The following is a 23,961-nucleotide window of genomic DNA, read 5'->3' as shown; positions in this document are numbered from 1 at the left end:
CGCTGCCGCGCCCGCGGTTGGCTTCCGTGGGTCCAGCCTCGGCCTGGCGGCAAGACTGCTGGAGGGGCGTTGCGCGCGTGCGCCGCGCTGCCGCGCCCGCGCGTGGCTTCGGTGGGTCCAGCCTCGGCCTGGCGGCAAGACTGCTGGAGGCGCGCTGCGCGCGTGTGCCGCGCCCCGACCGTCAGTCCAGGCGTCGCCGCATGGGGTAGACGTCGAACTGGGTCACGGCGCCCGCCGGGTCGCCGCCGGAGCCGACCGCATGCGCCACCTCGTCGGGCGAGACCGCATGGTCGGCCTCGTCGAGCGTGGCATCGATGAGCATCTGGAACTCCGGTGCGGGGTGGTCCACCCGCTGTGCGGTCATGTCGATGCGCCAGCCCGCCCGGCCCAGCTCGTTGAACAGGCCCATGAGGGTCGTGTTCTTCTCGGCAGCGATGCCCTCGAAGCCGTCGGCGGCCTCGATGAGGTAGACCGGCCGGGTCACCGTGAGCGCGGCGGCGTCGTACAACGGCACCCACAGGCGCGCGTACTCGTACGACCGCTTCGCGCTCACCCGTCCAGTGTAGGACCGGAACGGGGGTCAGGCCGAGCGCAACGGGCGGACGGCCGCCGGGTCGACCACGTTGACCAGGGCCGCCGCGGCGCCCAGGACCCTCCCGTTGGCGGCGATCGCCGGTGCGTCGACCACGTCGGCGACGATCGCCGTGACGTTGTCGCGGCTGCCGCCGTCGAGCGCGGCCAGGACCAGCCGGTCGACCGCCATCGAGCGGCTGTCGAGGCCGAGCCCGCGCGCGATCGTCGCGGCGGAGAGGACGTCGCTGAGGCCGTCGCTGCACAGCAGCAGCCGGTCGCCGGGGCGCAGGTCAAGCAGCAGCAGGTCCGGGTCGGGCAGGTGCTCGCCGTCGACGGCCTGCAGCACGACGTTGCGGTACGGCGACGCGGCGGCCTGCTCCGCGCTCAGCTGCCCGCTGTCGACCATCGACTGCACCAGGGTCTGGTCGTGGGAGAGCTGGCTCAGCTCGCCGGCGCGCAGGAGATAGGCCCGGGAGTCGCCCACCTGGGCCAGCGCGGTGTGGATGCCGTCGGTGAGGACCGCGGTGAGCGTGGTCGCCATCCCGGCGCGCCGGGGGTCCGCCGCGATCCCGGCCGCGAGCTGGCCGTGCGCCTCCCGGGTCGCCGCGCCGAGCAGGCGCGACGGCTCGTGACCGGGATGCGCGAGCGCACGGGCACTGACGACGTACGCCGTCGTGGCGGCGGCCACCTCACCGGCCTCGGCACCGCCGACCCCGTCGGCGACGCAGAGGAGGTAGGGCCCGGCGAACCCGGCGTCCTCGTTGTTCGTGCGCACCCGGCCGGTCTCGCTGCGCGCGGCGAAGCGGAACTGCAGCATGGGCGCTCACCTCCCGGGTCGTACCTGGTCAACGTCCGGGACGGGTGCCGGAGTTCCCGGCGGGGCTCAGCCTGCTCAGCTCCGGAAGCCGACCTGGCCGCTGGTGCTGCGGCCGATCTCGACGTAGGCGAGCTTGGCGGTCGGGACGACGGTGACCTTGCCCTTGGTGTCGGTCAGGGTGATCACGCCGTCGGCGGCGGCGATCGCGTCGGCGACCTGCTTCGCGACGGCGTCGTGGGACTCGTCGGTCTCGATCACGAGCTCACGGGCGGTGTTCTGCACACCGATCTTGACCTCGACGGTCATGGGCACACTCCTCGTTCGTGGGGATGACGCAAGCCTAGTCAGGCCCGCCTCAGGCCTCGGGGTGGTCCTCCGTGAGCGGGTACCCGCGGATGCCGCGCCAGGCCAGGCCCGCCACCAGGGCGGTGGCGTCGTCGCGACTCAGGCCCGCCATGGCGCCGTCGGTCTCGGTCAGCCAGAACCGGGCGCTGACCTGTGCCATTCCCACGAGCGAGACGGCGAGCAGCTGCGAGGCCGCGGCCGGCAGGGCGGTGTCGTCCTCGATGACGGCGGCGATCATCGCCGCGCACTCGGTCGTCACGCGGTCGACGTGGCCGCGCACGGCCGGCTCGTTGGTGAGATCGGACTCGAAGACGAGCCGGAAGGCGCCGGTGTCGTGGCCGACGTACGCGTAGAAGGCGTCGATCGCCGCCGCCACCCGCTGCTTGTTGTCCTGCGTCGACTCCAGGGCGCGGCGGCAGTTGGCGATGATGGAGTCGCAGGCGACGTCGAGGATCGCGAGGTAGAGCTCGAGCTTGCCCGGGAAGTGCTGGTAGAGCACGGGCTTGGACACCCCGGCCCGCTCGGCGATGTCGTCCATCGCGGCGGCGTGATAGCCCTGCGCGACGAAGACCTCGAGGGCAGCGGCGAGCAGTTGTGCGCGCCGTTCGCGCCGCGGGAGTCGTACGCCGCGCGGTCGGGGCTCGTCGAGGTTGAACTGCTCGGTCACCACAGCACGAAGCCTACTCGTTGGTAGCCGGGGTCCGGATGCCGGGACGTGGCGTGGCTCCCTTGGCGTCGGCAGGGACCATGGAAGGGCCGAGGGAACAGCCGGGGTCACCACTGCGTTGGCCCTGGACAGCCCCCATCCGATCTGCAGTACCCGAGGAGTTACGCCGTGAGCTTTCCCGCGCTGGTCGAGCCGGCCGCCGAGCTGACCATCGACGAGGTCCGCCGCTACAGCCGCCACCTGATCATCCCCGACGTCGCGATGGACGGCCAGAAGCGCCTCAAGAACGCCAAGGTGCTGGTCATCGGCGCCGGCGGTCTCGGCAGCCCGGCGCTGCTCTACCTCGCCGCCGCCGGCGTCGGCACCCTCGGCATCGCCGAGTTCGACGAGGTCGACGAGTCGAACCTGCAGCGCCAGGTCATCCACGGCATGTCCGACCTCGGGAAGTCGAAGGGCCTGTCGGCCAAGGAGTCGATCCACGAGATCAACCCGCTGGTCGACGTGATCCTCCACGAGACCCGCCTCGACAACGACAACGTCATGGACGTCTTCCGGGGCTACGACCTGATCGTCGACGGCACCGACAACTTCGCCACGCGCTACATGGTCAACGACGCGGCGTACTTCCTCGGCATCCCCTACGTGTGGGGCTCGATCTACCGCTTCGACGGCCAGGCCTCGGTCTTCGCCCCCACGATGGCCGACGACGCCCCGTGCTACCGCTGCCTCTACCCCGAGCCCCCGCCGCCGGGCATGGTCCCCTCGTGCGCCGAGGGCGGCGTGCTGGGCGTCCTGTGCGCCAGCATCGGCTCGATCCAGGTCAACGAGGCCATCAAGCTGCTGATCGGCGCCGGTGAGCCGGCCGTCGGCAAGCTCGTCATCTACGACGCCCTCGAGCTCGAGTGGCGCAAGCTCAAGGTGCGCAAGGACCCCAACTGCGCGCTGTGCGGCGAGAACCCGACCGTCACCGGGCTGATCGACTACGAGGCATTCTGCGGTGCGATCTCCGAGGAGGCCGCCGACGCCGCCGTCGACGCGACCATCTCGGTCACCCAGCTGGCCTCGATGATCAAGGAGAAGGAGGAGGGCAGCCGCGACTTCGTCCTGATCGACGTGCGCGAGCCCGCCGAGGCCGAGATCAACCACATCCCCGGCGCCGTCCTCATCCCCAAGGGCGACTTCCTCAACGGCACCGCCCTCGGCCAGCTGCCGCCCGTCGACTCCGGCAAGCAGGTCGTCCTGCACTGCAAGAGCGGCGTCCGCTCGGCCGAGTGCCTGGCGATCGTCAAGGGCGCCGGCTACGACGACGCGGTCCACGTCGGCGGCGGCGTCGTGGCCTGGGTCAACCAGATCGACCCGAGCCAGCCCAGCTACTGAGTTCGATGGCGCGAGCGCGTTCGTAACCGCGACGCGGCGTCGTCGTTGGTCCGGGCACGCGGTCACGCAGCCGCGTCGCACCAATCGGAGGGCGCTCGGTCACGTCGGTCGAGTCGCACCGAGGGAGCATCGGGAGCCCCGTCCGGCCGGACGGGGCTCTCGGCTCGTCCGGGCCGCACGGCATGATCGCCTCGTGGACGAGGGGTACGTCGAGCGGGTGCTCGACCTGGTCGAGCAGGTGCCGCCGGGGCGCGTCACGACCTATGGCGCGGTGGCGGCCGTCGTCGGCGGGGGACCCCGCCAGGTGGGCTCGGTGATGGCACGCTACGGCGGCCCGGTGCCGTGGTGGCGGGTCGTGCGCGCCGACGGCACGCTCCCGCCGAGCCACGACGAGCGGGCCCGCACGGCCTACCTCGCCGAGGAGACCCCGCTGCGCGACAGCAGCGGGGCCCTCGACATGCGCCGGGCCTTCTGGGACCCGGCGACGGGGGACTAGCGGTCGATCAGCCGGTCGATCAGCCGGTCGATCAGCCGAGCGCCGCGATGGCGGCGTCGTAGTCGGGCTCGGTCGCGATCTCGGGGACCAGCTGGGAGTGCAGCACGGTCCTGTCGGCGTCGAGCACGACGATCGAGCGCGCGAACAGGCCCTCGAGCTTGCCGTCGGACATCTTCACGCCGTAGTCCTCGCCGAACGACGACCGGAACGCCGAGCCGACCTGGACCTTGTCGATGCCCTCGGCGCCGCAGAAGCGACCCAGCGCGGGCGGGAGGTCCTGGGAGACGTTGATGACCGTGGTGTTGTCGAGGCCGGCGGCGAGCTCGTTGAACTTCCGCACGCTCGCGGCGCACACGCCGGTGTCGATGCTGGGGAAGATGTTGAGGACCGTGCGCTGGCCCTCCGGGAGGGTGACGGAGCCGAAGTCGGCGCCGACCAGCGAGACCGACGGGGCGGCGGCGCCGACAGCGGGGAGCTCGCCGACGGTCTGGACGGGGTTCCCCCCGAGTGCAGTGGTAGCCATGTGCTCTGTCTAGCAGGTCACCGCGAGCGCCCGGTCACCGGAGGCGGCCGAGGAGACCGACGGCCCGCCGCACGTCGAGCAGCCGCCGCTCCCAGGTGATCCCGACGACCGTCAGCAGCGCACCGGCCAGGCCGATCCAGACCCACTTGGGGAACTCGCCCGCGTAGGGGCCGAGCTCGCGCAGCACCACGGTGGCGCCGATGCCCGCGCCCACGATCAGCGGAGCGCTCCAGCGCAGGGCCGCGCCGGCGACCGTCAGGGCCAGGCAGGCGCCGCCGAGCACCAGTGCCCGCAGCGACACGGGGTCGCCGAGCACCCAGATCAGGGACGGGACGGTCGCGAGCAGCAGGCCCGGCAGCAGCGCCTCCAGGGTGCCGACCGCCGCCGAGCGCCGGAGCCGCCACAGGCCGAAGGCGAGGAGCGCGGCCGCGAGCGGCAGGGTGTACGGCTCCGGCTCGGTGACGTCGAGGTCCGCCAGCCGCACCCAACTGGCCAGCAGCAGGAGGGCACCGCCCACGAACGCGCAGCCGCGGCGCGAGTCGTGCAGCAGCGCCGTGCCGGACGCCAGGAAGCCCGCGACGGTCAACCACAGTGCCGCGTAGCCACCGACGTCGCCGGTCGCCGACAGCGAGGCGGGCAGGGCGACGAGCGCGACCACGACGGCCGCGCTCTCGACGTCGATGCGCGGCACGGCGAGGGCGAGCACTCCGACGACGAGCAGGACGGGGATCGACACCCAGGCGGCGTCGTCGCCGATCACCAGGACGGCCGCAGCCGTCGCCAGTCCGAGCGCGGCCGGCGCGGCGAGGCCCGCCACGACCCGGGTCGCCTGCTGCCGGCCGAGGACGGCGACGGCGACCAGCGCGACCGCGATCGGGGCGAGCTCGGCCAGGAGCAGGCCGTCACTGGGCAGGGCGCCGATCGCGACCGCGGTCCCGGCGGTCACGGCGACCAGCGCCCAGATCGCGGCCTCCGCACCCGTGGTCCCCAGCGCGAGGGCCGTCGCCCCGAGCGCCACGAGCACCAGGACGGTGAGCGGCACGGCCAGCGGCACGTCGTACGACGCGAGGGTGATGGCGAGCCCGACGCCGATCACCAGGCCGGCGATGCGGCCCCAGGCGGGCAGCGTGCGCCGGGTGCGATCGCGGTCGAGGAGGGCGATGCAGGCGAGCACGGTCAGCAGCGACGGGACCAGCACGGCGGGCTCGGCGACCGGGTCGGGCGTGGTCAGCCGGACGCCGAACGAGCGGTCGAAGACGTCGGCGATCCGCGACCAGCGGTCGAGCACGTCGGCCGTGGCCTGCAGAGCGAGGCCGACGAGCACGAGACTGCCGGTGGCGGCCGGGGCCATGGCGATGATCCGGGACCCCCGCGGGAGCACGCCGAGGGCGAGCACCCAGGCCGCCGTCGTACCGAGGGCGACGAGCCCGACGGTGCGGGCGTCGGTGTCGACGGACGGCAGCGTGAGCACGACGGTCGCGAGCATCGCGGCGCCGCTCGCGCCGGCGAGCAGCAGGTCGCGGTGCCGGACGACGGCGCCCGGCACCAGCAGCACGGCCGCGCTGACGAGCAGCGACCAGCCGGTGCCGTCGACCCAGAGCTGGCGCAGGTCGGGGGTCACGAGGGACTCGACGAACGCGGCGCCGGCGGTGCAGACCCAGGTGAGGCCGGCCGCGGCGGCGGCGCTCCACAGGAGGGCCGAGGCACCGGTACGCCGGCCGAGCAGCACGGTGCCGAGCGCGAGCGCGGTGACGACGTGACCGGCGATCAGCCAGTGGCCGGTGGCGCCGGCCGCGCCGACGTACCCGATGAACAGGCCGATGCCGGCGATCACCTGCGGCGCCACCAGCCGCGGCTGGCCGCCCACCCGGAGTAGACCGAGCCCGGCACCGGCGAGGGCGACGACCAGGCCGGCGGCGCAGGCGATCGCACCGTCGGGTCCGTCGCCGAACCAGCCGGCCGCACCGGCACCCACGACGTCGAGCGCGAGCAGTCCGAGCGCCACGACGACGAGCGACTCGCCGGCGATGCGGAGCCCGACGCGGTGCAGCAGCAGGGCGGAGGCGCCGGCCGTCAGGGTGAGAGCGGCGAGCACCGCGGTGCGGCCGCCGACGCCCAGCGTCGACCACGACACGGCCAGGAAGATCACCGCGGCCACGAGCAGGCAGAACGCCCCGAGCCCGAGCAGGATCTTCGGGACCGAGGCGAACGAGACCCCGCCGGGGGACGGGGGGACGGGAGCGGCCGGGCGCAGGGACGGCGCGGGTGGTGCGGGCGGCGGCGGGATCGGGCCGGGGTACGACGGCAGGCCGGTCGTCGTCGCGCGCTTCGGCGGCATCGGCGCGGCCGGGGGCACGAGCGGACCGCCGAGGCCGCCGGGTGCGGCCACCGCGGCGGGCCGGTCGTGGAAGGCGTCGCTGGCGGAGCGCAGCCGGGTGAGCAGTCCGTCGGCGCGCTGGAGAGCGCCGAAGAGGTCGACGGCGACCGGGTGACGGACGAGCAGGTCGCAGGTCGGGCAGACCGAGGCTCCGGCCGGGAGGGCGGAGCGACAGTCGGGGCAGAGCGACGGGTCGGCGTAGCGCATGAGTACATTCCCCCATCTGTGCTCGCCGACCGCCAGCGGGGGACCACTCAGACCCGACTGAGCACGGGTACTCAGCCCGTACTCCGCCCGCGATTCCTCCACAGGGGCGGCCGCTTCCTGGGGATGGGCTGGGGATGGTGGGCGTCGCTCTGTGGACAAGATCGGGCGTTCCTGTGGACGACACGCCGAGGTCCGGTGGATGACGGAAAACCCTTGAAAAACCTGGCAGGAACCCCTTGCCACCTGCGGGTGGACGGGCGTAGAACTTCTCCCACGCACTCCTCCGGGAGAGCGGGATCAGCCGGAAGGCGACGATCCGACCGGCCGGCCGAGACCTTCGGGTCGAGGCGAGGCGGCCCCTCACGGGGACGCCGGCCGCGTGAGCCGGGTGACGAGGCTCGCGGGATCGCAGCAGCCGGATGGTCGACCGGGAGCGTCACCAGTACCGGTCACCAGAAGGGCCCCTTGCGACTCATACTCGCGAGGGGCCCTTCGTCCATTTCTGTCGGGCGGGGGTGGTTAGGTGGCGCCCGTGGACTCCTCGACCGCCGCGACCGGCTACCGCTTCGCCCCGCCCCCCGCGGTCGCGACGGTGCCCGTGCTCGACGAGCACCAGCGCCGGGTGGTCGATCACCCGGGCGGTCCGCTGCTGGTGTTGGCGGGCCCGGGCACGGGGAAGACGACCACCCTGGTCGAGGCCATCGTCGAGCGGATCGAGCAGCGTGGCGCGCGACCCGACCAGGTGCTCGCGCTGACCTTCTCCCGCAAGGCCGCCGACCAGCTCCGCGACCGGGTGACCGCCCGTCTGGGCCGCACCACCGGCACCCAGCTGAGCTCGACCTTCCACTCCTTCGCCTACGCCCTGGTCCGCCGCTACGCGCCGGCCGGTCTCTACGAGGCGCCGCTGCGCCTGCTGTCCGCGCCCGAGCAGGACGTCGTCCTGCGCGAGCTCCTCGCCGACCATCCCGAGTCGGTGCGCTGGCCCGAGCGGTTCCGGCAGGCGATGGCCACCCGCGGCTTCGCGCGCGAGGTCCATGCCGTGCTCGGTCGGGCCCGTGAGAAGGGCCTCGACGGCGAGGCGCTGCGCCGGCTCGGCGAGAGCGAGGGCATCGAGGAGTACGTCGCCGCCGGCCTCTTCCTCGAGCAGTACCTCGACTCCCTCGACTCGCTCGGCGCGACCGACTACGCCGACCTGATCCGGCGGGCGCGGATCGAGGCGGAGGTCCACCGCGCCGAGCTGCGCGAGCAGTTCCGCCACGTCTTCGTCGACGAGTACCAGGACACCGATCCCGGGCAGGTGGCGCTGCTGCAGGCGCTCGCCGGCGACGGCCGCGACCTGGTGGCCGTCGGCGACCCGCACCAGTCGATCTACGGCTTCCGGGGTGCCGAGGTGCGCGGCATCCTGGAGTTCCCGACCCAGTTCCCGCGCGCCGACGGAGGATCCGCCGACGTCGTGGCGCTGCGCACGGTGCGGCGGTTCGGGCCCGGCATCCTCGCGCCGGCCCAGCGGGTCGCCGGTCGGATCGGGCTACGGGGGACCATCCCCGCCGAGGCGCGCGAGCGGTTCCTCGCGCCGCGGGCCGACGGGGCGGCGTACGGGCCGGGGCGGGTCCAGGTCCGCACCTTCGACACCGAGCGGGCCGAGGCCGAGCACCTCGCCGACCTGCTCCGTCGTGCCCATCTCGAGGACGGCGTGCCGTGGGACGAGATGGCCGTGCTCGTGCGGTCCGGTCGCGCGAGCATCGGCCCGCTGCGCCGGGCGTTGGGTGCCGCCGGAGTGCCGGTCGAGGTGGCGCGAGACGAGGTGCCGCTGGTCCGCGACCCTGCGGTGCTCCCGCTGCTCGAGGGCCTGCGCGCCGTCGTCAACCTCCACAACGACGATCCCGAGCACGTCGAGCACGTCGACGCCGCGCGGGCCGAGGCGCTGCTGACCGGACCGCTCGGCGGGCTCGACGCCGGCGACGTCCGGCGGCTGGCCCGGCTGCTGCGCCGGCGCGAGAAGGACCGGTGCCAGGAGACCGGCGGGACGCCCCGCAGCTCGCGCGAGCTGGTGCGTCTCGCCGTCCTCGACGCGTCCCAGCTCGCCGCGATCGACGCGGCGGAGGCGGAGCGGGCCCGCGGACTGGCGGAGCTCCTGGGCCGGGCGCGCGCCGATCTCGAGGCCGGCGCGAGTGCGGAGGAGCTGCTGTGGACCCTGTGGTCCGGCACCTCGTGGCCGCAGCGGCTGCGACGCTCGGTCGAGACCGGGGGTGCCGCGGCGCGCTGGGCGCACCGCGACCTCGACTCGATCTGCGCCCTCTTCGACGTCGCCGTCCGCGCCGGGGAGCGCCGCGAGCACCTGGCGGTCGCGCCCTTCCTGGAGGGCCTGGTCCAGCAGGAGATCCCGGCCGACACCCTCGCGGACCGAGGGGCGCGTGGGGCCGCCGTACGCCTGCTGACCGCGCACCGCAGCAAGGGCCTCGAATGGCGCCTGGTCGTCCTCGCCCACGTGCAGGCGGAGGGATGGCCCGATCTCCGGCGCCGCTCCACGCTGCTCCAGGCCGACCGGATCGGTCCCACGACCGAGGGCGGCCTGGTCGGCTCGGTGGTCCCGCCGCTCACCGCCCGCGAGCTGCTGATGGAGGAGCGCCGGCTCTTCTACGTCGGGTGCACCCGGGCCCGCGAGCGGCTGGTCGTGACCGCCGTCCGGTCGGCGGAGGACGAGGGCGAGCAGCCCTCACGTTTCCTCGACGAGCTGGGCTCCACCGTCGAGCACGTCGTCGGCCGGCCGCCGCGGCCGCTGTCGCTCGACGGGCTCGTGGCCGAGCTGCGGCGCACCCTCGCCGATCCCGACGCCGACCCCGCGCTCCAGGACGCTGCGGCCCGGCGCCTGGCCCGGCTCGCCGGCGAGCGGGTCGGTCGGCGCCCAGCCGTGCCGGCCGCCGATCCGGCCACCTGGTGGGGCACCCGCGCGCCCAGCCGGTCCGCGGAGCCGATCCGCGACGAGGACCGGCCGGTCCCGGTGTCGGCGAGCATGCTCGACTCGCTGGCCGTCTGCCCGACCCAGTGGTTCCTGACCCGGGAGGCGGGCGGCGTCGGACGGGCCCACCAGTCGGCCAACCTCGGCGAGCTGGTGCATGCCCTGGCCGAGCGGGTGGCCGCCGGCGACGCGCCACCCGATCCCGACGCTCTGATGGCCTATGTCGACGAGGTGTGGGACCGCCTCGACTTCCGCACCCCGTGGTCCAAGCAGCGCGAGCACGACCGGGTCCGCGCGGCGCTGGAGCGCTTCGTCGACTGGCACGAGGCCAACCCGCGCGCGCTGATCGGTCGCGAGGAGCGGTTCTCGACCGTGGTCGAGGTCGGCGGCGAGCAGGTCCAGGTGACGGGATATGCCGACCGCGTCGAGCTCGACACCGACGGGCGGGTCGTCGTGGTCGACCTGAAGACCGGCCGCTCGAAGCCCAGCGACGTGTCCGTCAAGACCCACGTCCAGCTCGCGCTCTACCAGTACGCCGTCGACCACGGTGCGCTCGACCCGCCGCCGGGGGAGCCCGACGCCGCACCGCGCCGGGCCGGTGGCGCCGAGCTGGTCCAGCTCGGACTGACCGACGGCGGACCCGACGCGACCGTCCAGCGCCAGCCGCTCCACGCCGACGACGGACCGGAGCGCGACGAGCTGCGCGCCCGGCTGACCCACGCCGCGTCGCTGATCCGCACGGAGCGGTTCCCGGCGGTCGCCGGCCAGCAGTGCCGCACCTGCACGTTCGTGTCGCTGTGCCCGGCCAAGAGCGCGGGAGCGGTGGTGACCCAGTGACCGCCGCGACCGCCGCCCGGATCCCGATGGCGATCGAGACCCCCGCCGACCTGCAGCGGGCGATGAAGGCGCCCTTCCCGCCGAGCGAGGAGCAGTGGGCCGCGATCAGTGCGCCGCTGCGCCCCGCCGTCGTCATCGCCGGGGCGGGGTCGGGCAAGACCACGCTGATGGCCGCCCGGGTCGTCTACCTCGTGCTCACCGGCCAGGTCCGGCCCGAGGAGGTGCTCGGCCTGACCTTCACGACCAAGGCCGCCGCCGAGCTGCGGCAGCGGATCCGGACGGCGCTGCGCGACGCCGGCGCGCTCGACGAGGTCGGTGCTCCCGGCGGTCCTGGCGGGCCCGGCGCCGGCGACGAGACCGACGAGGTGCTCGAGCCGACCGTCGCGACCTACAACGCCTACGCCTCCGGTCTGCTCACCGACCACGGCCTGCGGATCGGGCACGAGCCCGACACCCGGGTGATCACCGACGCCGCGCGCTACCAGCTCGGCGCGCGGGCCGTCGACCGGTTCACCGGTCAGATCGACCTGCTGACCGACCACCCGGAGACCGCGATCCAGAACCTGCTCGCCCTCGACGCGGCGATGAGCGAGCACCTGGTCACCCCCGAGCGGGTGCTCGAGCACGACGCCGCGGCACGGCGCGGCTTCGAGCGGGCGCGTGAGGAGGAGTTGGCCGGCAAGGCGCGCAAGACCTACGTCGATGCCGGCGACAAGGCGATCAACGCGATCGATCGGCGTGCCGAGCTGCTGCAGCTCGTGGCGGCGTACCGACGGCTCAAGCGCGACCTGGGCCTGATGGACTTCTCCGACCAGATCGAGCTCGGCGCCCGGCTCGCCGCCGAGCGGCCCGAGGTCGGCGCCGTCGAGCGCGGGAGGTTCAAGGTGGTGCTGCTCGACGAATACCAGGACACCTCCGTCGCCCAGGCGATCATGCTCTCCCGGCTGTTCTCCGGCCCCGATCCCGACACCGGGCTCGGCCACGCGGTGACGGCGGTCGGCGACCCCAACCAGGCGATCTACGGCTGGCGCGGCGCGTCGGTCGCCAACATCCTCAACTTCGCCACCACCTTCCCGGCGGTCGACGGCACCTCCACGACCTACGCGCTGACCGTCAACCGGCGCTCCGACCGCCGGATCCTCGCGGTCGCCAGCCGGCTCGCCGAGCCGCTCTACGACGCCCTGGAGCTGCGTGGCGCGGGTGTGGCGCGGCTGCGGGCGCCCGACGGCGCGACCGCCGGCGTGGTCGAGGCACTCACCTTCGAGACACAGCGCGACGAGCTCGCCTGGTTGGCCGAGGCGGTGCGCGGGGCCTACGGCGGCGACCCGGGCGACTGGGCCGGCATCGGCGTGCTCACCCGCGACAACGCGCACGCCGAGCTGGTCTTCGACGCGCTGACCACGGCAGGCATCCCCGTCGAGATCGTCGGCCTCTCCGGGCTGCTGCGGCTGCCCGAGATCGCCGAGATCGTGGCAGTGCTGCGGCTGTTGCACGACGTCACCGACAACGCCGCCCTGCTGACCCTGCTCGCCGGGCCACGCTGGGCGATCGGGCCGCGCGACCTGCGTCTGCTCGGTCAACGTGCCGGCGAGCTGGCGGGCCGCCGCGGCCGGGCGGTCGAGCAGGTGTCCGTGGCCGAGCAGCTCGTCGCGATCGCCGACGGCATCGACCCTGCCGAGATCCCGTGCCTCGACGACGCGCTGGCCGATCCGGGGGAGGCGGCCTACTCCGACGAGGCCCGGTCGCGGTTCGGGCTGCTGCGCGACGAGCTGCGCCTGCTGCGCTCGGCCGTGGGGGAGCCGCTGCTCGACCTGGTCCGCCGGATCGTCGACGTCACCGGTGCCGACGTGGAGCTCGCCTCGGCGGTGAGCCCGGCCGCCGCTGCCCGCCGCGACAACCTCGACCTGTTCGTCAAGGCGGTCGCCGACTTCCAGGCCGTCGACGGCGACGTCTCCCTGCCGGCCCTGCTCGCCTATCTCACCGCCGAGGACGACCAGGGCAACGGCCTCGACGTCGCGACGCCGACCGAGGCCGACTCCGTCAAGCTGCTCACCGTGCACCGCTCCAAGGGGCTGGAGTGGGACACCGTGTTCTGTGTCGGAGTCTGCGAGTCCCGCTTCCCCTCCGCGCAGGGACGGACGCTGTGGATGTCGTCCCCGGCGGTGCTGCCGGCGCCGCTGCGCGGCGACGCGGGCGACCTCCCCCAGCTCGAGGGCTTCGACAAGGCCGCGCTCGACGACTACCGGCGGCGTTCGAAGGCGCACGAGGCCGACGAGGAACTGCGGCTCGGCTACGTCGCCTTCACCCGCGCGGCCCACCGGCTCACGGTGTCGTCCTACCAGTGGGGACCGAGGAAGACGCCCTACGGTCCCTCGTCCTTCCAGGAGTCGGTGCGCGAGACGCTCACCTCCTGGGACCTGGCCCCCGAGCCGTGGCTCACCCGGCCTGAGAAGGGAGCGGCCAACCCCTATGACGCCGAGGACCCGTCGCGGCCCTGGCCGGTCGATGGCATGGGAGAGGAGGCGCGGCGCCGCCTCGACGCGGCGGCCCGGGTGGCTGCGGCCGACCCGTCCGCGCCCGATCCCGGACTCGACATCGTCACGGCGGCCCGGGTCGCGGAGTGGGATGCCGAGATCGAGCAGCTCCTCGCCGAGGCCCGTCTCGCGTCGACGGCCGGCAGTGAGGTCGTCGTCCCGCTTCCGTCGTCGCTCTCGGCCACCGCGCTGAGCCGGTTGCGCGATGACCCGGAGGCCTTCGCCCGTGAGCTGGCGCGGCCGATGCCGCGCCCGCCCGCTCCGGCCGCGCGGTTCGGGACCCGCTTCCACGCGTGGGTCGAGGCCCGGTTCGGCCAGCAGGGCCTCTTCGACCCCGACGAGCTCGCCGGCCGCGCCGACGCCGGCATCGACGACGAGGCGGACCTCAAGGAGCTGGTGGCCCGCTTCGAGGAGGGGCCCTTCGGCAGCCGCGAGCCGCACGCGGTCGAGGCCCCGTTCGCCCTCGTCCTCGGCACGGACGGCGGCGCACGTCAGGTCGTTCGAGGGCGGATCGACGCTGTCTACGCCGAGCCCGACGGCTCCTTCCTCGTGGTCGACTGGAAGACCGGGGCCCGGCACGGCGCCGATCCGCTGCAGCTCGCGCTCTACCGGCTGGCGTGGGCGGAGCTCGAGGGCATCGATCCCGATCGGGTTCGGGCGGGCTTCTTCTACGTCCGCACCGGCGAGCTCGTGGAGCCCGACGGACTGCCGGGCCGCGAGGAGGTGGAGGCCCTGCTGCGCTGAGGGACGATGCCGCCGTCGTGGCCCGGGTCAGATGCGCACGACCCGGATCTCCGGTGGCTGGGCCAGGCTGCGCCCGACCACGCAGTAGCGCTCGGTGGCGGTCGCGAGGCGGTCCAGCGCGGCGTCGTCCGCGTCGGTGTCGACAGCGAGGGTGACCACGATGTCCTGGACACCGACGGGTGCGGCGCGGTCGATCCCGAGCGTGCCACGGGCGTCCCACCAGCCGTCGGCGCGGAGCCGTGCGGTGCGGATCTCGACGCCCATGGCGATGGCGACGGCCCGCAGGGTCACGCCGGCGCAGGCGAGGACGGCCTGGAGCAGGAGGTCGGCCGAGCAGGCGTCGCTGCCGTCGCCCCCGGTGGCGGTGTGGAGTCCGGCGCGGACCGGGCCGGCGAAGCCGCCGATCGTGGCGGTGACGTCCGGTGCCCGGTAGTCGCCGGTGGCGGCGGTGGTCGTGCGTGCCGTCGCGGGGTCGGCGCGGTAGCGCTCCTTCAACGGTGCCTGCGCGGCTCGGAGGGTGCTGGCGTCCATGACCCAGATTAGCCCCGACTAGTCTCGTGGCGTGACGTTTCCGCACCTGTCCCTGGTCGCCGATCCGCACGACCGACTCGGACTGCTCCGGACCGACGAGGCGTGGCTGGCGGAGCGGTGGGCCGATCCGACCGGGCAGGTGCTGGTGATCGCCGGCACCCGGGTCCGCCCCGGCCCCGACGGGCTGGAGTGGGTCTCGACGGCGGACGCGCCGGACGGCGTACGGGTGCTGTTGGGCGCGCGCGGCGACGTGACCTGGTGGGCAGTGATCGTGCCGGGCGAGGTCGCGAAGGCCGAGCCGGAGCGCTGGCTGCCGCTGCGCGGGCTGCTCCCGTTCCTCGGGGGCGGCGCGGCGGACGGGCCGGGGGTCGCGCCCCTGGTGTTCCACGCGATCGGGCTGGCCGAGTGGCACTGGGCGCACCGGTTCTGCCCCCGCTGCGGCGGGGCGCTCGTCGCGCGGGCGGCCGGGCACGAGCTGGTGTGCACCGGCTGCGGGAAGCCGCAGTTCCCGCGCTCGGACCCGGCGGTGATCATGCTGATCGCGGCGGGCGAGCCGGGAGCGCCGGACGAGCGATGCCTGCTCGGACGCAACCGGACCTGGCCGGAGGGACGGTTCTCGACGCTGGCCGGGTTCTGCGAGCCGGGGGAGTCGTTGGAGGACGCCGTACGCCGCGAGGTGCTGGAGGAGACCGGGGTCGCGGTCGGCGAGGTGAGCTACTTCGGCAACCAGCCCTGGCCGCTGCCGTCGAGCCTGATGCTGGGCTTCCACGGCCGGGCGGTGTCCGAGCAGATCCGGTTGGACGACGACGAGGTCGAGGACGCGCGATGGTTCACCCGCGAGGAGATGCGGGAGCAGGCCCACGCGGGAACGCTGGTGCTGCCCGGTGGGGTCTCGATCAGCCGCTCGCTCGTCGAGGACTGGTACGGCGCTCCGCTCCCGGGCAGCTGGTGAGCCGCCCTCGGCTCAGGCTCCGATCTGCTCCAGCTCGTCGAGCTTGGCCTTGACCTGGGCGACGCTGGGGTTGGTCTGCGCGGTGCCGTCGGTGTAGACCAGGGTCGGCACGGTCTGGTTGCCGTTGTTGGCCGACTCGACGATCGCGGCGGCCTCGGGCTGCTGCTCGATGTCGACGATGTCGTAGGCGATGCCCTCCCGGTCGAGCTGGCTCTTGAGCCGCTTGCAGTAGCCGCACCAGGGAGTGGTGTACATCGTGAACGAGCTCATCGTTGTGTCGCCTCCGCCGTCTAGGGTCTGTGCGTCCACCCAACCATGCCCGTGAAGGAGATGTTCCCCCGCCATGTCCGAGTCCATCGAACGACTCCTCTCCGCGCTCGACCCGGAGCAGCGACAGGTGGCCGAGACGCTGCGGGGGCCGGTGCGGGTCCTGGCGGGCGCGGGGACGGGCAAGACGCGGGCGATCACCCACCGGATCGCCCACGGGGTGATGACGGGGGTCTATGCGCCGACCGAGGTGTTGGCGGTCACCTTCACCACGCGGGCCGCCGGTGAGCTGCGGCAGCGGCTGCGCCAGCTCGGCGCCCCGGGGGTGCAGGCACGGACCTTCCACAGCGCGGCGCTGCGCCAGCTGCGCTACTTCTGGCCGCACGTGCACGGCACCGAGCTGCCGACCCTCACCGAGTCCAAGATCCCGATGCTGGCCGCGGCGTGCCGCACGCTGGGCCTGCGCGCCGAGCAGGCGCTGCTGCGCGACCTGGCCTCCGAGATCGAGTGGGCCAAGGTCAGCAATGTCGGCGCCGACGACTACCCGCGGATCGCGCCGGCCAAGGGACGCTCGGTCGCCGACCAGACGCCGGAGACGATCGGGCGGGTGATCGCGGCCTACGAGCAGGTCAAGCGCGACCAGGGCCGGATGGACATGGAGGACGTCCTGCTGCTGACCGCGGGCGTGCTGGCCTCCGACGAACGGGTCGCGGCGCAGGTGCGGCGGCAGTACAAATGGTTCGTCGTCGACGAGTTCCAGGACGTCTCGCCCCTGCAGTCCGCGCTGCTCGACCTGTGGCTGGGCGGGCGCGACGAGTTGTGCGTGGTCGGCGACCCGGCCCAGACGATCTACAGCTTCGCGGGCGCCGACGCGAACTACCTCCGCGACTTCCCGAAGCGCTACCCGGGCACGACCTCGATCGAGCTGGTGCGCAACTACCGCTCGACGCCGGAGGTGGTCGCGACCGCCAACACCCTGCTGGCGGGGACGTCGAGTGCGGGCGTGGACCTGCGCTCGCAGCAGGGGTCCGGCTCGGCGGTCCGGTTCGTGGGCGAGCCCGACGAGGTCGCCGAGGCCCGCGGTGTGGCCGACCGGATCCTGCGGCTGCAGCGCGCCGGGACGACGTACGGCGAGATGGCGGTGCTGTTTCGCATCAACGCCCAGTCCGAGACCTTCGAGGACGCCCTGGCCGACCGCGGGATCCCCTATGTCGTCCGCGGCGCGGCCCGGTTCTTCGAGCGGCGCGAGGTGCTGGAGGCCGTCACCCGGCTGCGGGGGGCCGCACGCTCGGGCGAGGGCGACGACAGCCCGTGGCTCGAGGTCGTCAAGGGGGTGCTCGGCGGCATGGGGTGGACGGCCGAGCCGCCGACCTCCCGGGGACAGGTCCGCGATCGGTGGGAGTCCTTCCAGGCACTGGCCGACCAGGCCGAGGAGTTCGCCACCGAGCACGGCATCGAGGCCTCGGTCGCGAGCTTCGTGCAGGAGCTCGACCGGCGTGCGACCGAGCAGCACGCGCCGAGCGCCGACGGCGTCACCCTGGCGACCTTCCACGCCGCCAAGGGCCTGGAGTGGGACGCCGTGTTCTGCTGCGGCGTCCAGGACGGCACGGTGCCGATCGTCTACGCCGAGCAGGGCGGCGCCCGGCCCGACGCGGTCGAGGAGGAGCGGCGCCTGCTCTACGTCGGCGTCACCCGGGCTCGGCGCGAGCTGAGTGTGTCGTGGTCGGCCGCCCGCAACCCCGGGCAGGCGCCGCGGCGGCAGCCCTCGCGGTTCATCGTCCCGATGCTCCCGGCCGGCCAGCAGCCTCAGCAGACCCGCGGCCGGACCAAGGTCGCCCGCTGCCGTGATTGCCTCCAGCCGCTGTCGAGCGCGGCGGAGAAGAAGCGCGGCCGCTGCGCCCACCACCCGGTGCGCTACGACGAGGCGCTGTTCGAGCGGCTCAAGGCCTGGCGCCTGGAGATCGCGCGAGAGGGCGGCGAGGACGGCAAGCCGCTGCCGGCGTACGTCGTGTTCACCGACGCGACCCTCGAGCTGATCGCCGAGCACAAGCCGGCCTCGATCGCCGCGTTGGCGAAGGTCAACGGGGTGGGTCCCCACAAGATCGAGCGGTACGGCGAGGCGGTGCTCGCGCTCGTCGCCGAGGGCGGCTGAGGAGGCTCCCGACGCCGGGTTTGAAAAAACCTCGAAAAATCCCGATAAATGATTTGCGCGTCCTGATGACGGGCCATTACGGTCGTCAGGCAAGTTCCACTGCGCATCACAGCCCTGGCACGGCTGGCGCCCGTACGCACCGAAGGAGGTGGCCCTGATGGAGAACATGACGATGAACCCGGTCTTCCCGGTGATGACGTCCGCCTGGCAGCCCACGCTGTCCGCGACCCTCGGTTGTGCCACCGCTGCCCTTGCGACCCTCGAGGTCCAGGGCATCGCCGCGCGTCCGGCCACGGTTCCGACCACCGTTGCGCCGTTTGCGGGTGCGCCGTTCGCCGTCGTGGCCATCGATGCCAAGCGGGAGCGCGCCATCGCCGGCACGGACCACCGTGGCAGCAATGCCGCCACCGTCCCGGGTCTCCTCGCCTGGAGCCCACCGATCTGACGACTGATCAGCTCGGCAGCCTCCAGGCCGCGGAACCCGAATAGACCGGGATCCGCGGCCTTCGTACTTCTCAGACCGAGAACCGCGAAGTCCTCCCGGATCCCACGGAAATGACAACGCGATCAGGTGCATTGAGTTGAGGAGGTGAAGAAGCAGATGACGACCAGTGTTCTCGAGCCGACGCTGGACGAGCTGCTGCCGTGCCGGCTGAACGACGCGGAGCTGTGGTTCGCCGAGTCCCCGTCGGACGTCGAGGCCGCGAAGGCGCTGTGCCTGGACTGCCCGGTCCAGAGCATGTGTCTCTCGGGCGCCCTCGAACGGCGTGAGCCGTGGGGTGTCTGGGGCGGCGAGCTGTTCCTGGCCGGCGTGGTGATCCCGCGCAAGCGGCCCCGGGGCCGCCCGCGCAAGGACGCCGCGGCGTAGTCCACCCGAATCCCGAACGAACCTTCCCGAACGACCATTGGAGCTTGAGATGTCCCACCTGATGAACGAAGAGCTGGCGCGTGCGCAGATGGCCATGCGCCTGGGAGAGGCGCAGCAGCTGCGCGCGGCCAGCAGGATGGCCCGCGCTCGCCGCTTGAGCCGCAAGGCCGAGCGTGCTGCGCAGCAGGCTCGTCTCGCCCTCGCTCGCGCACTCTGAGTCCGCACCACGGACCAGCGAGACCGGATTTCTTCGAGGCCTCCTCGGAGGGCACCTGATCGCGGGTGAGTAGGAAGGGCCGGACCGACCGATCGTCGGGCCGGCCCTTCCGGCATTTTTCCGCAGGACCTCGACCTACCCTGGGTGCGTGGCGGTGACCTGCGACTTCTGCGGCCGGGCGGCCGACGGCGACACCCTTCCTCTGACCTGGAGCACGTCGGTCGAACGCGGCCAGACCCGCTGCTACTGCGACACCTGCTCGCGCGCCCACCTGCGGGCCATGGAGGCCAAGCTCGACAGCGACTGGTGGTGAGCCTCCGGCCCGGGATCAGGGCAGGTCGAGGAAGCCGTCCCAGGCGCAGCCGCAGTAGGGGTGGCGCCCCCACCGGATGACCTCGGGCGCACCGGCCGGACCGAGGTCGACCGTCGTGGACCAGGTGCTGGGCTCCTCGCCCTCGAGGTAGCGCGCGAGATCGCGGGTCGCCCAGGCGAGGGCGAGGTGGTCGAGGACGGGATCGCGCGGCGGTGGTCGCTCGGCACACTGCGCGGCCGCCTGGGCCATCAACAGCGGGAGCCGCTGGTCGTGCAGCGACTCGTGGGCATCGACGCAGCGCAGGCAGGCGGTCCGGCCCGGCTGCACGAACGGCCCGACCCGGACGGCGGTCGCGTCGCCGGTGACGAGCAGGTGGGGCAGCGAGGAGCGGACCAGCGGGTCGAGGCGGTCGCGGACCACCGGCCCGTCGGTGACGACGAGGCGGACTCGGACCTCGTCGGACCGGGCGGCCGGGCGCAGGCCCGCGGCGGCGAGGAGGGGATCGAGGGTGGTCCGCAGCCGGTCGGGTATCTCGACGGCCAGGCCGGGGACGGCGCGGGCCGCATGCCGGCGCACGCCGTCGGCACCGGCCTGCGCGAGCAGCGTGGTCAGCTCGGGGTCGTGCGGCGGGTCCGCGGCGGGGACGACGAGCCCGGCGCCGTGCAACCGGTCCAGTGCGTCGGCCGCGGCCGGGGAGAGATCGGCCGGACCGGGAGTGCCCCGGCCGCCCGGGGCACGATCGCCGGGGCCGCCGAGGTCGGTCAGCAGGCGCCGGATCTCGGGGAGGTCGGGCAGCCGCAGGCTCGGCCCCGACAACCCGACCTGGAGCACGCCCGGGGACCGGGCCAGGACGGGCGTGCCGGGCCGCAGCAGGGGGAGCCGGGTCCGGGACGCCATGGCGGCAGCGTCGCACGGACGCCGCGCATCATGCCGCCGTTCTCCACAGGGGGAGCTCGATACGCGCGTCCTCCCGGGCCGGCGAAAACGCGCCACGGGCGGCTCCGCCGCAGCGGGGCCGCCCGTGACAGTCGGCTCAATGCCGGCTGAGCGTGGGGGTGCTCAGGCCTTGCCGAGAATGCGGTTGAGGTTCGTGCCGCAGACCGGGCAGACGGCCTTGGCCATCCGGGTGCCCTTCTCGTTGACCTTGACCTCGCCCTCGGCCTCGCGCTTCTCCTTGCACTTGACGCAGTAGAACTCGCCGCTCCAGGTCTCCGCCATGACGGCCTCCTTGCTCATCTTGTTCGTTCGGTCGTCGCGACGGGGACATGGGGGGAAGCCCGCCGGGGTCCGGAGGAGCACTCCGAACCTCCCCGACCCTACGGCACACGGCCACGGAGTCGCAGTAGCGTGCCCCGCATGTCTGAAACCGCTGTGAACGCCCCTGAACCGCCGTCCCTGACGCATCTGCGCCTCGAGCGGCCCTCCGCGGGGGTCGCGCTGCTGGTCCTGGACCAGCCGGACCTGCGCAACGCGATGAGCGACGAGATGACCGAGTCGTGGGTCCGGGCGGTCGACCACCTCGCCGGTGACGCCTCCGTGCGGGTGGTGGTGGTGACCGGCGAGGGCAGCGCGTTCTGCTCCGGCGGCAACCTGTCCTGGCTGGCCTCCGAGCCGGACGCGAGCGTGGACGACCTGCGTGCCCGGATGCTGCCGTTCTACCGCGCCTGGCTGTCGATCCGGCGCCTGGAGGTGCCCACGATCGCCGCGATCAACGGTGCGGCGATCGGTGCGGGGCTCTGCATGGCGCTGGCCTGCGACCTCCGCTACGCCGCCCGCGGGGCCCGGATGGGCGTGCCGTTCACCCGGCTGGGGATCCACCCGGGCATGGCCGGCACCCACCTCCTCCCCGGGGTGGTCGGGGCCGCCGCGGCCCGCGACCTGTTCCTGACCGGTCGCCTGGTCGACGCCGACGAGGCGCTCGGGCTCGGCCTGGTCTCCCGCGTCTGGGAGCCCGCCGACTTCCGTGCGGGCGTGCTGGAGGCGGCCGCCGACGTCGCGGCGGCGGCGCCGATCGCCACGCGCCTCACCAAGCGCGCGCTGCAGCACGGGCACGCGAGCATCGAGAGCGCACTGGAGTGGGAGGGCCTGGCCCAGCCGGTCACGCTCGCGACCGCGGATCTGCTCGAGGGGATCCGGGCGGCCCAGGAGAAGCGCCCGCCGGTGTTCACCGGCCGCTGAGCCCCACGCCGGGACCGCGGGAGGGCCACCGGACGAGAAGAGACCCCCGGTGCCGCGGCGCCTCGCTTGCCTTCCCCTTGCGAGCGAGGAGCTGCGGCCCCAGGGGCCTCGTCGGGGACGACGCTAGGCACCCCGGCGGGCGTGGTCAATCCGAGCGCGCCGCCGGCTGTGGACAGAGCTGTGGAGAAAGCTGTGGAAGACGAGCAGGACCCGTGGATGGCCGGGGGAGAACCGGGACTCGCCTGTGGAGGAGTCGTGGCGCAGCCCCACCCCGCGGACGCCGTACCGACGGGTGACCAGCGAGGATGGTCTCCCCAAGGTCATCCACGGGCTGTGGACAGACAATTCCAGAGGACGGTGAGGACGTGACCGAGCACGGGTACGACGGCACGCCGGTCGCGGCGCTGCGCCGGATCGCGTTCCTGCTGGAGCGCGGCCGTGCCGACAGCTACAAGGTCAAGGCCTACCGCGGCGCGGCGTCGGCGGTGCTGCCGCTGCCGCCCGACGAGGTCGCCGCCCGGGCCGCCGCCGGCACGCTGACCGAGCTGCCCGGCGTCGGCGCCAGCACCGCCCGGGTGATCGCCGCGGCGGTGGCGGGCCGGATGCCGGAGAAGCTGGCCGAGGTCGAGGAGCAGTACGGCGCGCCGCTCACCGCCGACGGGGTCGGCACCGCGCTGCGGGCGCGCCTGCGGGGCGACCTGCACTCCCACTCCGACTGGTCCGACGGCGGATCGCCCATCGAGGAGATGGCGATGACGGCCATGGAGCTGGGCCACGAGTACCTCGTGCTCACCGACCACTCACCGCGGCTCAAGGTCGCCCGGGGACTGTCGGCGGAGCGGCTCACCCGACAGCTGGGCGTCGTGGAGGCCGTCAACGACCATCTCGCTGATGGTGGCTTCCGGCTGCTCAAGGGGATCGAGGTCGACATCCTCGACGACGGCGCACTCGACCAGACCGAGGAGATGCTCGGCCGGCTGGAGGTCCGGGTCGCCAGCGTGCACTCCAAGCTCGCGATGGACCCCGAGCCGCTGACCCGGCGGATGGTGGCGGCGGTGCGCAACCCCTTCACCAACGTGCTCGGCCACTGCACCGGGCGACTGGTCACCGGCAACCGCGGGACCCGGGCCGAGTCCCGGTTCGACGCGCGCGCGGTGTTCGAGGCCTGCGCCGAGGAGGGAGTCGCGGTCGAGATCAACTCCCGGCCCGAGCGCCGCGATCCGCCCACCCGGCTGCTGGAGCTGGCGCGGGACGTCGGTTGCCTCTTCTCGATCGACAGCGACGCCCACGCGCCCGGGCAGCTCGACTACCCGCTGCTCGGCTGCGAGCGTGCGGAGGCGGCCGGCATCGACGCGGACCGGATCGTCAACACCTGGCCCGTGGAGCGGCTGCTGGAGTGGGCCGCCCCCTGACCGGCGACGTCCCACCACACGGGCCGGGGGAGCCGTAGGGTCGGGACATGCCCACGCCCCGTGTGGAGGTACGACGGTCGCAGCGCCGCCGGCGTACGGTCACGGCCTACCGCGAGGGCGAGACCATCGTCGTCCTGATGCCGGACAACCTCACGGTGACCGAGGAGCGGGCCTGGGTCTCGAAGATGGTCGCCCGGGTCGAGCGCAAGGAGCGGCGGGCGGCGACCCCGCGGCGCTGGGACGACGAGGACCTGATGCAGCGCGCGCAGGAGCTGAGCGACGAGTACCTCGGCGGCCTCGCGGTGCCGGAGTCGGTCCGCTGGGTCGGCAACCAGCGGGCGCGGTGGGGGTCGTGCACGCCCCGGGACCGCACGATCCGGCTCTCCGAGCGGCTGCAGCGGATGCCGGAGTGGGTGATCGACTATGTGATCGTGCACGAGCTGGCCCACCTGATCGAGCCGCACCACGACGAGCGCTTCTGGGGTTGGGTCGCCCACTACCCGGCCGCCGAGAAGGCCAAGGGCTATCTCGCCGGCTGGTCCGATGCCGCCCGGATCGACCGGCCGCCGTCGGAGCAGGTGGTGCCGGGCGAGGACGTCGACTGACGGGTCCCCG

At 73.7% G+C, this 23,961-nt stretch carries 23 protein-coding genes; 13 read left to right on the top strand and 10 right to left on the bottom strand.

Annotated elements, in window-relative coordinates; translation table 11 throughout:
- Positions 1 to 181: 181 nt before the first annotated feature.
- The 4 genes from QJ852_18505 to QJ852_18490 form a co-directional block, all read right to left on the bottom strand.
- Positions 182 to 553, bottom strand: coding sequence for a hypothetical protein (locus QJ852_18505; protein ID WGX95142.1), 372 nt, complete (start codon positions 551 to 553; stop codon positions 182 to 184).
- Positions 554 to 580: 27 nt separating this feature from the next.
- Entirely contained in the window at positions 581 to 1,390 is an 810-nt protein-coding gene (locus tag QJ852_18500) for a protein phosphatase 2C domain-containing protein (protein ID WGX95141.1), read from the bottom strand.
- Positions 1,391 to 1,465: 75 nt separating this feature from the next.
- Positions 1,466 to 1,696 carry a DUF3107 domain-containing protein gene (locus QJ852_18495; GenBank protein ID WGX95140.1) on the bottom strand — a complete coding sequence of 77 codons (231 nt, stop codon included), beginning with the start codon at positions 1,694 to 1,696 and terminating at the stop codon, positions 1,466 to 1,468.
- A 49-nt stretch (positions 1,697 to 1,745) separates the two neighbouring features.
- Positions 1,746 to 2,405: a TetR/AcrR family transcriptional regulator gene (locus QJ852_18490; GenBank protein ID WGX95139.1), complete on the bottom strand. Its 660-nt coding sequence runs from the start codon at positions 2,403 to 2,405 to the stop codon at positions 1,746 to 1,748.
- Positions 2,406 to 2,570: 165 nt separating this feature from the next.
- On the opposite strand from QJ852_18490, the gene moeZ reads away from it, so the two are divergent.
- Together moeZ and QJ852_18480 are read left to right on the top strand one after the other, a co-directional pair.
- Complete coding sequence (moeZ, locus tag QJ852_18485; GenBank protein ID WGX95138.1) at positions 2,571 to 3,779, top strand: adenylyltransferase/sulfurtransferase MoeZ; 1,209 nt, start codon at positions 2,571 to 2,573, stop codon at positions 3,777 to 3,779.
- Positions 3,780 to 3,972: 193 nt separating this feature from the next.
- Positions 3,973 to 4,275 carry an MGMT family protein gene (locus QJ852_18480; protein ID WGX95137.1) on the top strand — a complete coding sequence of 101 codons (303 nt, stop codon included), beginning with the start codon at positions 3,973 to 3,975 and terminating at the stop codon, positions 4,273 to 4,275.
- Positions 4,276 to 4,306: 31 nt separating this feature from the next.
- Here QJ852_18480 and tpx read toward each other — a convergent pair whose 3' ends face one another.
- Entirely contained in the window at positions 4,307 to 4,798 is a 492-nt protein-coding gene (tpx, locus tag QJ852_18475; GenBank protein WGX95136.1) for a thiol peroxidase, read from the bottom strand.
- Between the two features lie 34 nt (positions 4,799 to 4,832).
- Positions 4,833 to 7,382, bottom strand: coding sequence for a hypothetical protein (locus tag QJ852_18470; GenBank protein WGX95135.1), 2,550 nt, complete (start codon positions 7,380 to 7,382; stop codon positions 4,833 to 4,835).
- 532 nt (positions 7,383 to 7,914) lie between these two features.
- On the opposite strand from QJ852_18470, the gene QJ852_18465 reads away from it, so the two are divergent.
- Together QJ852_18465 and QJ852_18460 are read left to right on the top strand one after the other, a co-directional pair.
- The gene (locus tag QJ852_18465) at positions 7,915 to 11,178 is read left to right on the top strand and encodes an ATP-dependent DNA helicase (protein ID WGX95134.1); all 3,264 of its coding nucleotides are present in this window, start codon (positions 7,915 to 7,917) and stop codon (positions 11,176 to 11,178) included.
- The gene (locus tag QJ852_18460; protein WGX95133.1) at positions 11,175 to 14,456 is read left to right on the top strand and encodes an ATP-dependent DNA helicase; all 3,282 of its coding nucleotides are present in this window, start codon (positions 11,175 to 11,177) and stop codon (positions 14,454 to 14,456) included. The genes QJ852_18465 and QJ852_18460 overlap by 4 nt, the downstream gene beginning before the upstream one ends.
- Positions 14,457 to 14,483: 27 nt before the next feature.
- Here QJ852_18460 and QJ852_18455 read toward each other — a convergent pair whose 3' ends face one another.
- Complete coding sequence (locus QJ852_18455) at positions 14,484 to 14,987, bottom strand: OsmC family protein (GenBank protein WGX95132.1); 504 nt, start codon at positions 14,985 to 14,987, stop codon at positions 14,484 to 14,486.
- A 31-nt stretch (positions 14,988 to 15,018) separates the two neighbouring features.
- Here QJ852_18455 and nudC point away from each other — a divergent pair, with 31 nt between their 5' ends.
- A complete protein-coding gene (gene nudC, locus QJ852_18450; GenBank protein ID WGX95131.1) occupies positions 15,019 to 15,939 on the top strand; it encodes an NAD(+) diphosphatase in 921 nt (306 codons plus the stop codon).
- Between the two features lie 12 nt (positions 15,940 to 15,951).
- Here nudC and QJ852_18445 read toward each other — a convergent pair whose 3' ends face one another.
- Positions 15,952 to 16,209: a mycoredoxin gene (locus QJ852_18445; protein WGX95130.1), complete on the bottom strand. Its 258-nt coding sequence runs from the start codon at positions 16,207 to 16,209 to the stop codon at positions 15,952 to 15,954.
- 73 nt (positions 16,210 to 16,282) lie between these two features.
- Between QJ852_18445 and QJ852_18440 the strand changes: the two genes are divergently transcribed.
- From QJ852_18440 to QJ852_18420, 5 genes are all read left to right on the top strand, one after another.
- The gene (locus tag QJ852_18440) at positions 16,283 to 18,358 is read left to right on the top strand and encodes an ATP-dependent DNA helicase UvrD2 (GenBank protein WGX95129.1); all 2,076 of its coding nucleotides are present in this window, start codon (positions 16,283 to 16,285) and stop codon (positions 18,356 to 18,358) included.
- A gap of 157 nt (positions 18,359 to 18,515) precedes the next feature.
- The gene (locus QJ852_18435) at positions 18,516 to 18,803 is read left to right on the top strand and encodes a hypothetical protein (GenBank protein ID WGX95128.1); all 288 of its coding nucleotides are present in this window, start codon (positions 18,516 to 18,518) and stop codon (positions 18,801 to 18,803) included.
- A gap of 156 nt (positions 18,804 to 18,959) precedes the next feature.
- Positions 18,960 to 19,226, top strand: coding sequence for a WhiB family transcriptional regulator (locus QJ852_18430; GenBank protein ID WGX99478.1), 267 nt, complete (start codon positions 18,960 to 18,962; stop codon positions 19,224 to 19,226).
- Positions 19,227 to 19,275: 49 nt separating this feature from the next.
- Positions 19,276 to 19,443 (top strand): hypothetical protein, encoded by a 168-nt coding sequence (locus tag QJ852_18425; protein ID WGX95127.1) that lies wholly within the window; start codon positions 19,276 to 19,278, stop codon positions 19,441 to 19,443.
- 148 nt (positions 19,444 to 19,591) lie between these two features.
- Positions 19,592 to 19,756: a hypothetical protein gene (locus tag QJ852_18420; protein WGX95126.1), complete on the top strand. Its 165-nt coding sequence runs from the start codon at positions 19,592 to 19,594 to the stop codon at positions 19,754 to 19,756.
- A gap of 15 nt (positions 19,757 to 19,771) precedes the next feature.
- Here QJ852_18420 and QJ852_18415 read toward each other — a convergent pair whose 3' ends face one another.
- On the bottom strand, positions 19,772 to 20,653 hold the full coding sequence (locus QJ852_18415) for a hypothetical protein (protein WGX95125.1): 882 nt from the start codon (positions 20,651 to 20,653) through the stop codon (positions 19,772 to 19,774).
- Positions 20,654 to 20,815: 162 nt separating this feature from the next.
- Positions 20,816 to 20,974: a DUF5679 domain-containing protein gene (locus QJ852_18410; GenBank protein ID WGX95124.1), complete on the bottom strand. Its 159-nt coding sequence runs from the start codon at positions 20,972 to 20,974 to the stop codon at positions 20,816 to 20,818.
- Positions 20,975 to 21,112: 138 nt separating this feature from the next.
- Here QJ852_18410 and QJ852_18405 point away from each other — a divergent pair, with 138 nt between their 5' ends.
- The 3 genes from QJ852_18405 to QJ852_18395 all read left to right on the top strand — a co-directional run bounded on the left by QJ852_18405 (position 21,113) and on the right by QJ852_18395 (position 23,951).
- Positions 21,113 to 21,934, top strand: a complete 822-nt coding sequence (locus tag QJ852_18405) for an enoyl-CoA hydratase-related protein (GenBank protein WGX95123.1) — start codon at positions 21,113 to 21,115, stop codon at positions 21,932 to 21,934.
- 365 nt (positions 21,935 to 22,299) lie between these two features.
- Positions 22,300 to 23,346, top strand: a complete 1,047-nt coding sequence (locus QJ852_18400) for a PHP domain-containing protein (GenBank protein WGX95122.1) — start codon at positions 22,300 to 22,302, stop codon at positions 23,344 to 23,346.
- Between the two features lie 47 nt (positions 23,347 to 23,393).
- Positions 23,394 to 23,951, top strand: a complete 558-nt coding sequence (locus tag QJ852_18395) for a M48 family metallopeptidase (GenBank protein WGX95121.1) — start codon at positions 23,394 to 23,396, stop codon at positions 23,949 to 23,951.
- Positions 23,952 to 23,961 lie beyond the last annotated feature (10 nt).

It is taken from the genome of Nocardioides sp. L-11A, from assembly GCA_029961745.1.
GTDB lineage: Bacteria > Actinomycetota > Actinomycetes > Propionibacteriales > Nocardioidaceae > Nocardioides.
The sequence above is the reverse complement of the archived record's forward strand: the minus strand, read 5'-3'. Positions and strand labels throughout refer to the sequence as shown.

Bases quoted from the DNA above. Each gene is read 5' to 3' on its own strand.
- QJ852_18500 (WGX95141.1), bottom strand. From the start codon at position 1,390: ATGCTGCAGTTCCGCTTCGCCGCGCGCAGCGAGACCGGCCGGGTGCGC.
- QJ852_18495 (WGX95140.1), bottom strand. From the start codon at position 1,696: ATGACCGTCGAGGTCAAGATCGGTGTGCAGAACACCGCCCGTGAGCTC.
- tpx (WGX95136.1), bottom strand. From the start codon at position 4,798: ATGGCTACCACTGCACTCGGGGGGAACCCCGTCCAGACCGTCGGCGAG.
- QJ852_18470 (WGX95135.1), bottom strand. From the start codon at position 7,382: ATGCGCTACGCCGACCCGTCGCTCTGCCCCGACTGTCGCTCCGCCCTC.
- QJ852_18455 (WGX95132.1), bottom strand. From the start codon at position 14,987: ATGGACGCCAGCACCCTCCGAGCCGCGCAGGCACCGTTGAAGGAGCGC.
- QJ852_18445 (WGX95130.1), bottom strand. From the start codon at position 16,209: ATGAGCTCGTTCACGATGTACACCACTCCCTGGTGCGGCTACTGCAAG.
- QJ852_18440 (WGX95129.1), top strand. From the start codon at position 16,283: ATGTCCGAGTCCATCGAACGACTCCTCTCCGCGCTCGACCCGGAGCAG.
- QJ852_18435 (WGX95128.1), top strand. From the start codon at position 18,516: ATGGAGAACATGACGATGAACCCGGTCTTCCCGGTGATGACGTCCGCC.
- QJ852_18430 (WGX99478.1), top strand. From the start codon at position 18,960: ATGACGACCAGTGTTCTCGAGCCGACGCTGGACGAGCTGCTGCCGTGC.
- QJ852_18425 (WGX95127.1), top strand. From the start codon at position 19,276: ATGTCCCACCTGATGAACGAAGAGCTGGCGCGTGCGCAGATGGCCATG.
- QJ852_18415 (WGX95125.1), bottom strand. From the start codon at position 20,653: ATGGCGTCCCGGACCCGGCTCCCCCTGCTGCGGCCCGGCACGCCCGTC.
- QJ852_18410 (WGX95124.1), bottom strand. From the start codon at position 20,974: ATGGCGGAGACCTGGAGCGGCGAGTTCTACTGCGTCAAGTGCAAGGAG.
- QJ852_18405 (WGX95123.1), top strand. From the start codon at position 21,113: ATGTCTGAAACCGCTGTGAACGCCCCTGAACCGCCGTCCCTGACGCAT.
- QJ852_18395 (WGX95121.1), top strand. From the start codon at position 23,394: ATGCCCACGCCCCGTGTGGAGGTACGACGGTCGCAGCGCCGCCGGCGT.